This is a genomic window from Thermostichus sp. MS-CIW-38, assembly GCF_054058415.1.
This window is the reverse complement of the sequence record NZ_JBSSAH010000001.1, coordinates 107030-120891: the sequence shown is the minus strand read 5'-3', so window position 1 is coordinate 120891 and position 13862 is coordinate 107030. Positions and strand designations below refer to the sequence as shown.

General features: G+C 60.2%; 10 protein-coding genes and 1 pseudogene. 4 read left to right on the top strand and 7 right to left on the bottom strand.

Annotated elements, in window-relative coordinates:
* Nucleotides 1-5 precede the first annotated feature (5 nt).
* From ACVWXZ_RS00570 to ACVWXZ_RS00555, 4 genes are all read right to left on the bottom strand, one after another.
* A complete protein-coding gene (locus ACVWXZ_RS00570; RefSeq protein WP_457482002.1) occupies nt 6-311 on the bottom strand; it encodes a hypothetical protein in 306 nt (101 codons plus the stop codon).
* Nucleotides 312-346: 35 nt separating this feature from the next.
* Nucleotides 347-886, bottom strand: a complete 540-nt coding sequence (locus tag ACVWXZ_RS00565; protein ID WP_457482001.1) for a PDZ domain-containing protein — start codon at nt 884-886, stop codon at nt 347-349.
* A 240-nt stretch (nt 887-1126) separates the two neighbouring features.
* On the bottom strand, nt 1127-2077 hold the full coding sequence (pip, locus tag ACVWXZ_RS00560) for a prolyl aminopeptidase (RefSeq protein WP_414417410.1): 951 nt from the start codon (nt 2075-2077) through the stop codon (nt 1127-1129).
* Nucleotides 2078-2104: 27 nt separating this feature from the next.
* Nucleotides 2105-4312 carry a glycoside hydrolase gene (locus tag ACVWXZ_RS00555; RefSeq protein WP_457439235.1) on the bottom strand — a complete coding sequence of 736 codons (2208 nt, stop codon included), beginning with the start codon at nt 4310-4312 and terminating at the stop codon, nt 2105-2107.
* A gap of 167 nt (nt 4313-4479) precedes the next feature.
* Between ACVWXZ_RS00555 and ACVWXZ_RS00550 the strand changes: the two genes are divergently transcribed.
* Nucleotides 4480-4998: an HNH endonuclease gene (locus tag ACVWXZ_RS00550; RefSeq protein ID WP_414350223.1), complete on the top strand. Its 519-nt coding sequence runs from the start codon at nt 4480-4482 to the stop codon at nt 4996-4998.
* Between the two features lie 166 nt (nt 4999-5164).
* Here ACVWXZ_RS00550 and ACVWXZ_RS00545 read toward each other — a convergent pair whose 3' ends face one another.
* Nucleotides 5165-5386: a hypothetical protein gene (locus tag ACVWXZ_RS00545; protein WP_457402261.1), complete on the bottom strand. Its 222-nt coding sequence runs from the start codon at nt 5384-5386 to the stop codon at nt 5165-5167.
* 1068 nt (nt 5387-6454) lie between these two features.
* On the opposite strand from ACVWXZ_RS00545, the gene ACVWXZ_RS00540 reads away from it, so the two are divergent.
* Entirely contained in the window at nt 6455-7735 is a 1281-nt protein-coding gene (locus tag ACVWXZ_RS00540) for an MDR family MFS transporter (RefSeq protein WP_011432585.1), read from the top strand.
* A gap of 367 nt (nt 7736-8102) precedes the next feature.
* Nucleotides 8103-8384: pseudogene (locus ACVWXZ_RS00535) on the top strand (YccF domain-containing protein); the annotation flags it as partial.
* A gap of 147 nt (nt 8385-8531) precedes the next feature.
* On the opposite strand, the gene ACVWXZ_RS00530 reads toward ACVWXZ_RS00535, so the two are convergent.
* Both ACVWXZ_RS00530 and ACVWXZ_RS00525 read right to left on the bottom strand, forming a co-directional pair.
* Nucleotides 8532-10886 (bottom strand): transglycosylase domain-containing protein, encoded by a 2355-nt coding sequence (locus tag ACVWXZ_RS00530; RefSeq protein WP_457482000.1) that lies wholly within the window; start codon nt 10884-10886, stop codon nt 8532-8534.
* Between the two features lie 3 nt (nt 10887-10889).
* Nucleotides 10890-12809, bottom strand: coding sequence for a serine/threonine-protein kinase (locus tag ACVWXZ_RS00525; protein WP_457402167.1), 1920 nt, complete (start codon nt 12807-12809; stop codon nt 10890-10892).
* A gap of 131 nt (nt 12810-12940) precedes the next feature.
* Here ACVWXZ_RS00525 and ACVWXZ_RS00520 point away from each other — a divergent pair, with 131 nt between their 5' ends.
* A complete protein-coding gene (locus ACVWXZ_RS00520; protein ID WP_457481999.1) occupies nt 12941-13858 on the top strand; it encodes a histone deacetylase family protein in 918 nt (305 codons plus the stop codon).
* Nucleotides 13859-13862: the final 4 nt, after the last annotated feature.

The window sequence follows — 13862 nt, the reverse complement described above, 5'->3', positions numbered from 1 at the left end:
ATCCCTCAAAGCCTACGCCCCAGCCAAACGGCCACCCTGCGGATCCCTTGCCAGAACTGCAAACGACGCTGCCAGCGGGCAAGGGTACGGCGATTCTCGCGCAGACGATCCCGCAGACGCAGCAACTCAGCGGGAGTGGGAGCCAAGGCCTGTTGAGCTGCTTCTCGCCAATCGGCCATGGCCCGCTCCGTAACCCCAAGAGCCGAGCGCAGCTTCAAAATGATGGGGATAAGGGTGATCAGAGCCAGAAACAGCAACCCGTTAAGAGCACAAACTGCCCAGACGGCCCATCCTGAAACTCCCATCGGCATTTACGGAGGTCTCCGGGTAGGGATCCCGACAAGGCTCACTGCTGCTGCAGCATCAAGGGGCGCAACACCCGGCCATCCCCCACCACAACCACCGTTGACAGCACCTGCCCGCCGCGGCGGAAGGTAATCGGCACCGATTGGCCTACCGGGGTATTTTGGATGATCTGCTGCACATGTTGCACGGAGGTGACCCGCTGCCCATCCACTCCAATCAAAATATCGCCCTGGGCCAGACCGGCTCGTTGAGCAGGACCATCCTGGAGCAAGCCGACCACCTGCACCCCCTGAACTCGAAGTGCGGGGCCGAACAGACGACGGCTGATGGCGCTCTGGGCTTGCTCGCCGTTCACCGTTTCAATGGCAACTCCAATGAAGCCGTTGCCGACAGCAGAGGAGGCAGGCGACCACTGAACCCCGAAGCTGTTGGCGTCGCTGCTGACCTGAACCGTGGAGCCGTGGTGGTTGTAAGCTTCACCCCCAACCGAGTCGCAGGGGTAGGCCACAACTGCATCTGCCAGCAAGAAGGAGATGGGCAGGGCTAGGGCAAGCTTGAACAGATGGGTTGGTTTCTGCATGGTTCGACCCTGGAAACGGTGAAGTAGAAATGAGCTTGAATCCGCGAAGCACTTGGGTGGATGCACCAGCCAGGTGTGGGCAGCTTGCACCGCCCCTCCCTCAGTGATAAACCCAAAATCGCCAACTGTCGATAGGCTTGGCCGTGCTTCTGGGCTGGATCCCAAGGTTTTGCCGGCCTTCCTGTAGCAATTCTTCAAGGTCTTGGGATCCCTGGCAGCACTGGGTTGGCTCGGCGGGGCTCACAAACCGGCAAAGCGATCGGTGGCTTCCAGGAGGGCGGTGCGGATTCCGGGCTCGGTGATGGAATGGCCAGCATCGGGGATCATCCGAAACTCTGCTTCTGGCCAAGCCTGATGCAGCTCCCAAGCAGAGATGGGCGGGCAGACCACGTCGTAGCGCCCCTGGACGATCACCGCCGGCAGATGCCGCAGCCGTCCCACCCCCCTGAGGAGCTGATCCTCCGGATCCAAAAAACCGCCGTGGACAAAGTAATGGCACTCAATGCGGGCAAAGGCCTCGGCAAACTCTCCCCGACCAAAGCGCTCGATGAGCTCTGGGCTGGGGATCAACTTGCTGGTGCTGGCCTCCCAGACGGACCAGGCGCGAGCTGCCCTCAGCCGTACCTGGGGATCTGGGTCGTTGAGGCGGCGGTGGTAGGCTGCCAGCAGGTCATCCCGCTCTTCGGGAGGGATCGGCTCCAGGTAATGTTCCCAAGCATCGGGGAAAAAGTAGCCGGCTCCCGACTGGTAAAACCAGCGGAGCTCAAAAGGGCGCAAGAGAAAAATGCCCCGCAAGATAAACCCCAGGCAGGCTTGGGGGTGGGTTTGCCCATAGGCCAGGGCAAGGGCACTGCCCCAGCTGCCCCCGAACACAAACCAGCGATCAATGCCCAGATGCTGGCGCAACTTCTCGATATCCGCCACCAGATCCCAGGTGGTGTTCTCCCGCAGCTCGGCATAGGGGCGACTTTTCCCGCAGCCCCGCTGATCGAACAGCACCACCCGCCAGCGGCTGGGATCGAAATACTGCCGGTAGATGGGATCGATCCCGCCTCCAGGCCCCCCGTGCAAAAACACCACCGGCTTGCCTGCCGGGTTGCCGCACTGCTCGTAGTACAGGGTGTGGAGGGAGGAAACCGCCAGAAAGCCTTGATCGTAGGGCTCGATGGGGGGATAGAGATCGCGCGACATAACTTGAAGCTCTGCTGGTCATCACTCTCAGGGTCTGCGCAGGGCAATGGTGGCCTTGGGCGGGATCCCTTCCTGAAAGGTCTCGCCATCCGCGGCCAGGATGACAAATTGCAGCTCCTGACCCGGCTGGGCGCCCAAATTGCTCCAGGGGATGGCCACCTCCAAACAGGCATCCACCACCGCCTTCACTTGATGGCCGATGGCGTGCCAGGTGTGGTACTCCCCTGCCTGCAAGAGCTGGGCTTGCACCTCTGCCGGATGCTGGCCGGTGCCGGGAGGCGGCAGCGACAACCGCAGCAGGTGGCGGTAGTGGTAGTTGAGAGGAGCTTCTGCCGGCAACCCCTGCAGGGGAATGGGGCTGTTGACGGTGACACGGTTGGGGTAGAACCACAGCACCAGCAATTGCCTGGGCCGCTGCACCACCGAGTTAAAATCCAGCCGCAGGTAGAGGTTGAAGTGATCGAACCCGTACCAGAGGCGACGAACAATGCTGTTGCGGTGCATGGTGCCTCGGGCCGCTCCAATCTCCACCCGCCCCGCTTGGCTCCACTCCCGTTCTGCCGGACGACCGTTGATGGCCGGGTGGATAAACCCCTGCGGCAGGCGATCCCCTAGGCCGTCATGATCCTCCAGGGGAAATCGCAGCACGGTCGGCACTGCCTCTCCCAAAGCGGTGTAGAGCGCCTGCAGGTGCTCCCGAAACAACTGATCGAAAACGGCATCATGGGCGGAGGAGTGGCCTGCCCCAAACCACCAGAACCAATCGGATCCCTCGGCGGCCCAGAGGGCCTCCCAGGCTTGGGGATTGGCGCGGGGATGATCCTGAATCACCTGACGGGCTTGGGCCAGAAGCTCCCAAGCGCGGTTTTTGACGGGATCCCCAATCCAGGTGGTGAAGTCCGCCTCGATCCAGGAGCCACTGTGCAGCTGCTCTGCCGGCAAAAACTCAGTGGGAGGAAACTGATCCAGAAACTCGGAGACCGTCACCAAGCGCAGCGCCGGGTGCTGGCTGAGGCGGGTATAGAGGTTTTCCAAGAAGGGCCGGCCATCTTGGGGGTAGTACTCCCAGCAGTTTTCCCCATCCAGAGCGATGGTCACCAGCCAGGGCTGCTCCTGGGGCAGGCGGTTGCGGATGCTCTCCAGATGGCCAATGAGATCTTTGGCGGCAGCATCGGCGGGCATGGCGCTGTAGCTGAAGCCAATCAAATCCGAAAGGCGGTGATCCCGAAAGACAATCGCCAAATCCCCCCGCTCGGTTTCCAGGCGGTAGGGGCGGTAGAGCTTCTCCGGCTCCAGAATGTGGCCCTGCCCATCGCGATGAAAAGGCTGGCCCAGGCTCCACCCCAAAACCCCTTCGTCGGAGATGATCCAATCAAAGCCCTGTTCTTGCACAATCGGCACAATGGCAGGGCTCACCGATTGCTCCGAAGGCCACAGGCCCCGCGGCTCGCGGCCAAAGCGCTCCCGATAGATCTGCTTAGCCCGCTCCAGTTGGGTGTGGACATCCTGCTCCCAGTGAAAGGGGTAGCGAGGTAAGGGCAACCCTGGGCGGGCCACCCGTGCCGAGCGCTCGCTCACCAACAGGGGCAAGATGGGGTGGGTATAGGGGCTGGTGGTCAGCTCCAGTTGGCCGCTGCTCTGCAGTTTGGCGTGCTGGGGCAGGATAGCGCCGAGGATCTGTTGTTGCTTGGCGTAGATCCGCTGCCGATCCGCCAGGGTAAAACCGGATCCCATTTTGATCCAGCCCTCAATCTCAGGATCCTCCTGAAAGAGAGGATCAAACCAAGACAGGTTGTGCCAGGCCAGCAGATCCCCGAAGTCCTGCGGAGTCCAGTACTGCAGACACCAGTTCACCCCCTGAGATTCCCGTTGGTTGTAGAGCTGCCGGTAACGGGGGTAGGGCTCGATCATGGTGGGGTAGTGGCTGTCGAAAAAACGCTCGACCACAAAGCGCAGTTGATCGGGGCTGAGCTTTTCGACAGGGGATAAGGTCAGTTCCAGGTAAGGATCAAAAGCCGAGCCGGCTACGTACTCTTCGATTTGCACAATCAGGGAGGGCACCAAGTTGACCGTTTGGTGCAGGCGGGGATAGCGCTCCAGCAGCAACACCAAGTCCAGGTAATCTTTGATCCCGTGTAGGCGCACCCAAGGCATGCGATATTTACCCGCCACCGGACTTTTGTAGAGGGGTTGGTGTTGGTGCCAAACCAGGGCGACGTGCAGCGGGTAAGTCATGGGCGGTACGGGATCCAACCATCACCCGGATACTAGCCCATCTGTCTGGCTCGCGATCGTAAGAAACTCTTGAATGTCTGAGCGCTGCCGGTGTCGATGGCGGTGGGGAAAAGCTTGCCATTCGCAAGATTCCTCAGGAGAATGGCGGCAAAAGGAAGAGCTGAGCCATGACTGCCGCTACCCACCTTCTGGAACAGTCGATCGTTGTCTTTTCCCAAAACTATTTGCCCATCAGCCGGGTCAATATCAAGCGGGCAATCGTGCTGCTGCTAACAGGCAAAGCCGAACCGCTCTCGATGATGAATGTGCCGGTGTGGAAGGTGCGCTCCCCCAGCCAGGTCATTGAAGTGCCCGAACATATTCGCCTGACCATCAAGGGCAAAGAGCGCGCTTGGCGCGTGCCCCCTGTGAATCGGCGGGAGGTTTTGCGGCGGGATCACCACACCTGCCAGTATTGTGGCAGCACCCACAATCTGACCTTGGATCATGTCGTGCCCCTCTCCAAAGGGGGATCCCACAGTTGGGACAATGTGGTGACGGCTTGCGAACGCTGCAATCAACGCAAGGGCAACCGCACCCCTGAAGAAGCCAACATGCCCCTGCGCAGCAAACCCCGTGCCCCTCTCCACCCGACGGTGGCTTTTGCGGAGCAGTTCTGGCGCGAACACCAAAGTCGGCAAGAGTGACATCCTCCCGGCGCTCATCCTATGGACAGAGCGCGGGCCACCCTTCCCGTCAGCAGGACGGAGTCCTTACCTCGCGGTCGGGCATTCCTGCCCCACGCCACTTGTCTGGGTCTACAACCCCCGACAGAACAACTGGACAGGCGGTTCCCCTTCCCCAGCCTCCCCCCTAGGCACTGCCAGCTCGCAAAACAACCTCTAATCCACCCAGCACAGTTCCCAAGGCTGAGGCTGAGTCCCGATGCACCCGGTACCGGCATTCAGGGCACTGAGGCCCCCCGACAGCCCAGCTGTTGCTAACCATCCCCCAGCACTTGCAACCGATTTGGCCGCTTCCTTTGGGGTCAACCTTGGCAAAGTCCACCCCACCCTTCCAGCAAACCCACTCCAGAAGGCAGAGAATCTATCCCCAGGCAGCCTCGACGCAATCCTTGGGCAACATCCCCCTTGCCCAGCCCTTGGCCTTGAGGTCTTCCACAAAGATCTTCCACAAAGAAAAGATAGAGAGGGTCTGCCCTCGGTCTCAACGCCAATGGGCCCTCTGGAAATGAAACTCTTGGCAACCATTGGCAATGCCCTGCTGCATCCTGGCAACCTGCAGTGGTGCTCTCTTCCAGTGGCAAGACCCCTGCTGTTTTCTCGCCCCCCTGGGTTGCAGCCTTCTCAGCTGGCCTTGCAGGGCTTTGAAGCCCTTGGGCCGTTCCCAAAAGCGCCCTCTGAAGTTGTCAGGAATTGCTCCAAAACCAGGTCAATCCCCGTCGTCCGCCCGTGAGCTGGTTTGTTGGGAGGCATCTGGATAAGCCCAGTACTTGTAGGTTACCGCCAGCATAAGTAGACTTTACTACAGATTTCGCTCAGGGGTATGGCGGGGATCCATGTATCCCAGTGCTCACCCTGCGGCTAGAGCATGGGACCTATTGCCCCCGCACCCCCGTTAGTTAAAATTGTTGGTACTAGAACTGTAAGGCACAGCTTCTTCTAGCTTTGTCCAGGTTTGCGACTGAGCTACAGGTGCTCTGTTGTGGGCAAAGGGAACTTGCGCCTCGGCTGCAGCAAGCAAGATGGGGGTTGGCTTCCTGCAAGGACTCCGTCCCGCTGACGCGATCAGCAGGTTTTGGGAAAGGTTGAAGGTTGTAAGTTGGCTCAGAAGAGGACTGGGTGTTTTGGGGCAGATGAAAAGTAGCTTAGTGCAGCTCGATTATCGAGTTTATAAGTTGGCGCGGCTGTTGAGCGAATATATTGGACTCCGTCCCGCTGACGCGATTGGAGTTGGGGAAATGGGTTGCCCTGTCTGCTGGCTCGCTGGGTGAAGAGCCTTCTGGCAACGAACATCAAGCCTGGCTGCACAAATTTTCAGTTTACTTGTCAGAGCAGGCTCCTTGCCCTGGCCTCAAGGATCGGGATCCCGTAGGCTAGGTAGGCCCTCCCCTGCTGCACTCAACATCCTGCTGCACTCAACATGTGGATCCCTTCTTGGTGGCCGAAGCTCAGTTTTCAGGTTTGGCTGATCTTTATCGGTCGGCTGCTTTCCCAAACTGGAACCGGCTTTACCTTGTTTTATGCCAGTCTCTTTTTTGTGAATCAGGTGGGGCTGACCGCCACCCAAGTGGGCCTGGGGCTAGGCATTATGGCTTTTGCCGGGGTGTTTGGCCGCATCCTGGGCGGCTCGATGGCCGATGGAGCTTGGGGGCGCCGTTCCACTTTGATCCTCTCTCTGGCTATTTCCACCTTGGGGTCGTTTGGGTTTGCGCTCTCCTATGACTTCTGGAGTTTTGCCCTGGCCAATATGGCTGCAGGCTTGGGGCAGGGGTTGTACTGGCCGCCTGCGGAAGCGATTGTAGCAGATCTAACCACTCGTGAGCAGCGCAACGAAGCCTACGCTCTCAACCGTCTAGGGGATAACCTGGGCCTCAGCCTTGGGGTGGCTATGGCCAGCACGCTGGTGGCTCTGACGGGGGCCTATCGGCTCTTGTTTGTAATCGACGGTGTCACTTTTCTAATCTTTCTGGCAGTACTTTGGTTTTTTATCCGGGAAACTCGGGCGACTTGTCCGGCAGCAGAGCCTGTGTTGGCAGGTTGGAAAACCGCCCTTAGAGATCGCTCCCTTTTGGTGTTTGGCCTGTCGAATATCCTGTTCACCACCTATGTGGCCCAGCTCAGCAGCAGCATGCCCCTTTACTTCCGCAATGGGGTAGGGATCCCAGAGGTGCAAATCGGCATTTTGTTTGCCTTGCATGGGGCCTTGATCGCTCTGCTGCAGATGCCGGTGGCCCGTTGGTTGAATCGCCGGACGCGCATCCAAGGGTTGCAGGGATCCGCCCTGATGTGGGGGGTGGGATTTCTTTTGGTTTGGCTTAGCGGTCTGGCGGCGGAATTGGGGGCTCCGGCCCCGGCGGTGGCAGTCTTGGCGCTGGCGGTGCTCTCTTTGGCGTTGGTGAGCTACAACCCCTCTGCCTCTGCTTTGGTGGCGGATTTGGCGCCGGATCACTTGCGGGGGGTGTATCTGTCGGTCAACTCCCTCTGCTGGGCGGCGGGGTTTGCTCTTGGCCCAATGATTGGGGGGATGGCCTTGGACTTGCCGCAACCGTGGGCAAGCGGGTTGTGGATCTTTTGGGTGATCACCGTCAGTTGGGTTTGGGGGATCCTCCGCTTTCTGAACCGCATTCTGCCCTGCAAGGTGAATAGGGCCGCAGTGCCTCCGGTGATGGAGCCCGCTCCCCTCGGTGACGCAGAACGCTAGAGCCCAGGAAAGAAGCAGATTTTGGGATCCCAGTCTTGGCCAACAGCTGGTTAGAGTATGGATGTCGAACAGGAAGGCTAGTTCTGCTCTTGTACCCTGCAATTTCTAGCTGACAGGTTTGGGCTACATCTTAGAGGACTGAGCCTTTGCGTAAACTACCCGACACCAACCGCTAGGCGGTACGGAGCGGGCTTTTAGTAGCCCTGCAGTTAGCAAGCCAACCACGAGCCTCTGGGGTGGTTTACAGCACCCCCAATCGACCGTTACCAGTGCCCTAAACAGCCGTTTCTGGTGTCCGCAGTATTATTATAGCATTCCTCCCGACACCGACCCTACGGGTACAGTGCGGGGCTCCTGCAATTTCTAGCTGACAATCATCGGCATTCCCTTTGGCTGGCAGAGCATCAAACTGGGGTTTGCAGTGCTTGCCCCCTTCGGAAAGGAAGTGGTGGAGTATCCCGATGCCAACAGCCCGCTGCTGCTGATCTTTAACGTCATCTGGCTATTGCTGTTTGGCTGGCCGTTGGTGCTTAACCATCTCTTCTGGGCTGTGATTCTGGCAATCACCATTGTTGGGATCCCCTTTGCCAAACAACACATGAAGTTAATTATTTTGTCGTTGTTGCCCTTTGGCCGAGATCTGCGCTGAGAAAGTGGGTGAACATAGATTGTGGGTTTATTGAGGGGTACGGCCAAACTGGTTATTAGGCATTTCTCACTTGGGATGCAGGAGAGTTTTCTGTCGGGTTGTCAGGATTTGGGGTTGCCAATTGCCAAGGCTGCTCTCGGAGTTGCTCTATTGAACCATCGTCAAACTATTGGTAATGACTTGTCTCATGTAATTTCCCCAAGTTTGAGCGGCTATGCTGCTGCTTCCTCGTGTTGGGCTAGAGTCATCATTGCCCAGCCAAATGCCGGTCACCAGGGGAGGGTTGGGCGTGTAGCCGATAAAGAGCAGATCCTTGTTGGCGGTGGTGGTGCCGGTTTTACCGGCTTCTCCAATGCCGAGCCGGGCAGCAGTGCCGGTGCCGGAGCTGATCACCCCTTGCAGTACGGCTGTCATCTGTTGGGCGACGGTTTCTGGTAAGACAAGTCGCTGAGAGCGGGGATCCTCCCGACCAGGGTAAATCTCGCGGCAGGTGCGAAAGTCGTTGGGGTTGGCGCAATCGCTGCTATCCAAGATGCGGCGGATGGTGTGGGGCCTTGACCAAAGGCCACGATTGGCAAAAGGAGTGAAGGCTGCTGTCAACTCCAGCAAGTTCACCTCCATGGTGCCAATCACCATAGAAGGATAGGGTTGCAACGGCGATTGGATGCCCATTTGCCGCGCCATCGCCACCACTTGCTCTAGACCGACTTGTTGGGCCAACCGCAGGGCAATCACGTTTTCGGAGAGGATCAGGCCGCGGGCCAAATCCATAGGGGCCGATCCCGAGCGACAGCCGCGAAAGGTGAGGTTGCCCCAGGTGAGGGGCTCGCAAGACAACACTTGGGAGAGAGGGATCCCCTGGGTGAGGGCAGCCGCATAGGTGAACACTTTGAAGGTGGAGCCCGGCTGCCTTTGAGCTTGGGTAGCCCGGTTGAAGGGGCTGGCGTCGTAGTCGATCCCGCCCACCAAAGCCAGCACTTCGCCGTTGCGGCTGTCGAGACTGACCAAAGCGCCTTGGCTGAAGCCCAAGCGGGATCCCGACTCGCGCACAGTTTGGGCCAGGACTTGCTCTGCCAAACGCTGGTAGGGCAGATGCACCGTGGTTTCGATGATGAAGTTGCCCTCTGCCGAGAGGTCTTGGCCCAAGAGCTGCCGCAGCTCCTGGAAGACGGCACTGTAAAAGTAGGGAGCAACTGTCGAGGTTTGGGAGCGCAAATTGGGGTTGAGGGTGAGGCGACTGCGCCGGGCCCGCCGAATCTCCTCTTCGGGGAAGACTTTCAGCTCGCTCAGGCGATCCAACACCCGATCCCGGCCCCGAACGGCGGCATCATAGTTGGCGACAGGGTTAAAGGCGTTGGGCGCGGGCAAAATGGCCGCCAGAGTCGCAGCTTCGGAAAGGCTGAGCTGGCGGCTTGGGATCCCGAAATAGAACTGGGCAGCAGTCTCAAAGCCGTAGATGCCGTTGCCCAGGTAAACATTGTTGAGGTAGAGAGCGAGGATTTCGTCTTTGCTGTAGCGCTGTTCCAGCTTCAGGGCAGCGACGGCCTCCCGCAGCTTGCGCCCGAAGGTGTTGCCGGAGCCGGTGTAGTCCCGCAGCACGGTGCGGGCCAGTTGTTGGCTGATGGAGCTGCCCCCCTGCTGCACCTCCCCTGAGCGCAGGTTCACCCAGAAGGCGCGGGCAATGCCCAGCAGATCCACCCCAAAGTGGGAGTAAAAGCGGTGATCTTCGGCGGCGACCACCACCTTGGGCAAAATCGGCCCAAAAGCTTCCAGGTCGGGCAGCTCCCGGTAGGTGTCCCCCTGATGGCGGCGCAGCTCCGTCTGCTGATCCCCGGCCAGGACGATCAGGGGGTTGCGATCTGCGGAGAGGGGTGGCTCCACTGAGAACTTGCTCCACTCATGGCCGATCCAAATCCTCGCCCCCAGCCCCAAGACTACCATCAGGATGAGGCAGCCGCGCACCCCATACACCTGTGGTGGGGGTGGATCCAGCACTTGAATCCAGACGCTCTCCGGATCCCGAGGCGGGCCAAGGCTCAGTTGCTGGCCGTGGCGCAAGATCACCCGGCGCACCCGCTCGGCGCCACCGAAGGGTTTGAGGCGGAAAACGCCGTTGGTCGAGTCTTGATCTTCTAGCTGGTAGCGACCGGCATTCCACCCCAGCCAGTAGAGAATAGAGGGCAACGGGATCCGCCAACCCAGACCGGGCAGGCGCCAATCCGGGCGGGGACGGATGTGGGCGTGGAGATGGCTCACCGCGGGGGCAGGGATGCGAATGGTGGCCACCGTCTGGCTGCGACCGAGAATGTCGGATCCCTTCAGGGCAACCACTCGAGGGGGCTCTCCCGGGCAGGTAATCCACAGGCGCACCGGGCGCTTGGGGGGAGGAGGTTCGGGGGGTTTGAGGAGAGCCGTAGGCCCGATAGGGAAGGGCCTGGCCAGGGTTTTGAAGAAGCGAGCGACGGTGCCCAACAGCGGCTTTTTGTCTTCAGAAGCAGACATGGCTCAGTCCCCCCGCAATTCGCGCGCACGGCGCAGCAGCTCCTGCATGGTCTGGCCGGGAAGAGGGCCGCCTGCTGCTGAATTGAGGTTACGGGCCTTGGGAGGCCGGGCAACAGGGGCAGCCGGGGGTAGGGTGGGAGAGGAGACAGGAGAAGGGGGTGGAGCACCGCTGGGCAGCGCGGGATCCCAGAGGGCCATGTAAAGATGGCCTTGGGCGTTGCGTTCGATCCTGCCGGCCCAGGGGCCAACGCGGAATTGCACTCGCCCGGAACGTCCCTCGCGCACAGCCTGCAGTTCTCGCTGCAGTTGAGCAGGCAAGGGGGCTTGCAGCATATCCTCCAAGAGTCCTTCCACTTGCGGGGTGGGTACGCCAGCGGTGACGGTAGCTTCGGTTTGCCGCAGGGCCAGACTGGATGCGTCGTAGAGCAGGCCCAGGTTCACCCCGCCAAAGCGGTACAGGTCGTACACGGTATTGGGCCAAGCGCCCTGCCCCTGCTGGTTGGGGGATCCCAGGCTGGCTCGTACCGTCTCGCGGGAAGTCTCCAAGGGAAAGGCGCGAAACACCGGCTCGCTCCGGGTGTAGGGTTCCAGCTCCGGTGCCGGGTCCCGCCGTTTGCTCTGCTCTGAAGCCAAAACAAGGAACTCAGGGATCCCCTCCAGCGGCGGCTCCTCGCTCGAACCACTCTCCTCAGACAGGGGATGGGCATTCTCTGGGGCAATGGGATCTTCCACTGCCGGACGAGATCCTGGCCCGGAAACACGGGGGGCCGAGGGGCGCTGCAGCAACTGTCCCCATTGCCAACTCACCAAAACCCAGCCCAGCAGCCCGCCCATCAGAAAGGGAATCAGGCGCACCCAAAGCAGGGATCCCCCGTTCTCGACCTCCGTGGCCGCCGTCAGGGGCCTGAGCCGCAGAGTACCGGCTGTAACCAAGGACGGCGCAGCGGCAGGGAGACCTCCAGAAAGTGGGCCAGAGGCAGCCTCTTCCGACGAGGCGACTGGGACCTGAGGGGCAATAGATCCCTGTGCTCTGGCTTGAATGTGCTCCAGCTCCGCCAACACATTGGCCACCGATTGCGGGCGGGCGGCAGGATCTTTGGCCAGGCAACCGAGGATCAAGTCAGACAAACCGGCGGGCAGCGGAAACTTCAGTCCCCAGTCTTCTAGAGGGATGGGCCGGTGCTTGTGGTGGGCCTGGTACCAGCCCGGGAAAGATTCGGTGGTGGGCTTGAGGGGCATCTCCCCGGACACCATCTGGTACAGCATGATCCCGAAGCTGTAGATATCGGAACGGGCGTCCAGCGGCAACCCTTCCAGCTGTTCCGGGGAAGAATAGGCCAGCGTTCCCAGGTAGGCATGGGTAAAGCTCAAAGATTCATGGCTGTTGAGCAGCTTGGCAATGCCGAAATCCACCAGCTTCGCCAGTTCCCCAAAACTGTCATCGGCCACCACGATCACATTGGCCGGCTTCAAATCGCGGTGGATCACCTGCACCCGTTGCCCTTCCATGAGGATCCCCTCGTGGGCCGCCTTTAACCCCAGGCCAATTTGGCGGGCCAGCCGGAAGAAGCGCTCCAAAGGCAAAGCCCCTGCGGCCAGAATATCCTTGAGGGTTTGGCCGTTCAGGTATTCCATCACATAGAAAGGCACCTCATCGGGGGTAAGGCCATAGTCATTGACTTTGACAATGTGCAGGCTTTTTTGGCCCAAAGCCGCGCAGGCTTTCGCTTCCCGTTCAAAGCGCAGGCGGGTGCGCCGATCCATTGCCGGCTGGGAAAGCAGCTTGACAGCCACTTCCACCCCACCAAAGAGCAAATCTTGAGCCAAATAGACTCGCCCCATGCCCCCCTGTCCCAGCAGATGTACGAGTCGATAACGCTGAGCCAAGAGGCGACCCAAAAAGGGATCCGACGCAGTAAACATAGGGAATCGCGGCGGTACGGAGAACAGGTTTGCAAGAGTCTCGAAGGGATCCGGCAGGAGCGGGCTACCTCTACCATAAGCACTGGAGCCGTCATAGGCCATGCTCGCCGCCGTCAATCCAGTTGCCCTTGATGTCTTTGCCAATTGTTTACCACCCCGACTACAGTGCCCCCCTGCCGCCGGGCCATCGCTTTCCCATGCCGAAATTTCGCCTCTTGCAAGAGCTGCTGCTGCGGGAAGGGGTGATCCGCCCCCAGCAAGTGCACCACCCTGAGCTGCCCCCTCTCGCCTGGATTGAGTCGGTACATACCCCTGAGTACGTCAGAGCCTACTGTGAGGGATCCCTGGAGGCCAAGCTGCAGCGGCGCATCGGCCTGCCCTGGAGCCCGGAGCTGGTGCAGCGCACCTGTCGAGCGGTGGGGGGTACCGTCTTGACCGCCCAATTGGCCCTGCGCCACGGCCTGGCCTGCAACACCGCCGGCGGCACCCACCATGCCTTCCCCGCCTACGGCTCCGGCTTTTGTATCTTCAACGACCTGGCCATTGCCGCCCAAGTCCTGCTGCAGCAAGGGCTGGTGCAAAGGCTCTTGATCGTGGATCTGGATGTCCATCAAGGAGATGGCACTGCTTGGATCTTTCGCTCCGAGCCGCGGGTGTTCACCTTTTCCATGCACTGCGAGGCCAACTTCCCCGCCACCAAACAACAGAGCGACCTGGACGTGCCCCTGCCAGTAGGCATGGAAGATGAAGCCTATCTCCAGACTTTGGCCGACCACTTGCCCGATCTGTTGGCTCAGGTGCGCCCTGACCTGGTGCTCTACGATGCCGGTGTGGATCCCCACGAAGAAGACCTCTTGGGCAAGCTGGCCCTCAGCGACCAGGGGCTGTTTCGGCGGGACATGCAAGTGCTGAACACTTGTCTAAAGCAGGGCTATCCTGTCGCCTGCGTCATCGGCGGCGGCTACGGCAAAGACCTCGACCGCCTCGTGTATCGCCACTCCCTGCTGCACCGAGCGGCCAGCGAAGTGTACCGCCAATACCGTCTTTAGCCGA

Coding starts and splice junctions, on each gene's coding strand:
- ACVWXZ_RS00550 (WP_414350223.1), top strand. CDS start 4,480: ATGACTGCCGCTACCCACCTTCTGGAACAGTCGATCGTTGTCTTTTCC.
- pip (WP_414417410.1), bottom strand. CDS start 2,077: ATGTCGCGCGATCTCTATCCCCCCATCGAGCCCTACGATCAAGGCTTT.
- ACVWXZ_RS00555 (WP_457439235.1), bottom strand. CDS start 4,312: ATGACTTACCCGCTGCACGTCGCCCTGGTTTGGCACCAACACCAACCC.
- ACVWXZ_RS00530 (WP_457482000.1), bottom strand. CDS start 10,886: ATGTCTGCTTCTGAAGACAAAAAGCCGCTGTTGGGCACCGTCGCTCGC.
- ACVWXZ_RS00525 (WP_457402167.1), bottom strand. CDS start 12,809: ATGTTTACTGCGTCGGATCCCTTTTTGGGTCGCCTCTTGGCTCAGCGT.
- ACVWXZ_RS00565 (WP_457482001.1), bottom strand. CDS start 886: ATGCAGAAACCAACCCATCTGTTCAAGCTTGCCCTAGCCCTGCCCATC.
- ACVWXZ_RS00570 (WP_457482002.1), bottom strand. CDS start 311: ATGCCGATGGGAGTTTCAGGATGGGCCGTCTGGGCAGTTTGTGCTCTT.
- ACVWXZ_RS00520 (WP_457481999.1), top strand. CDS start 12,941: ATGTCTTTGCCAATTGTTTACCACCCCGACTACAGTGCCCCCCTGCCG.
- ACVWXZ_RS00540 (WP_011432585.1), top strand. CDS start 6,455: ATGTGGATCCCTTCTTGGTGGCCGAAGCTCAGTTTTCAGGTTTGGCTG.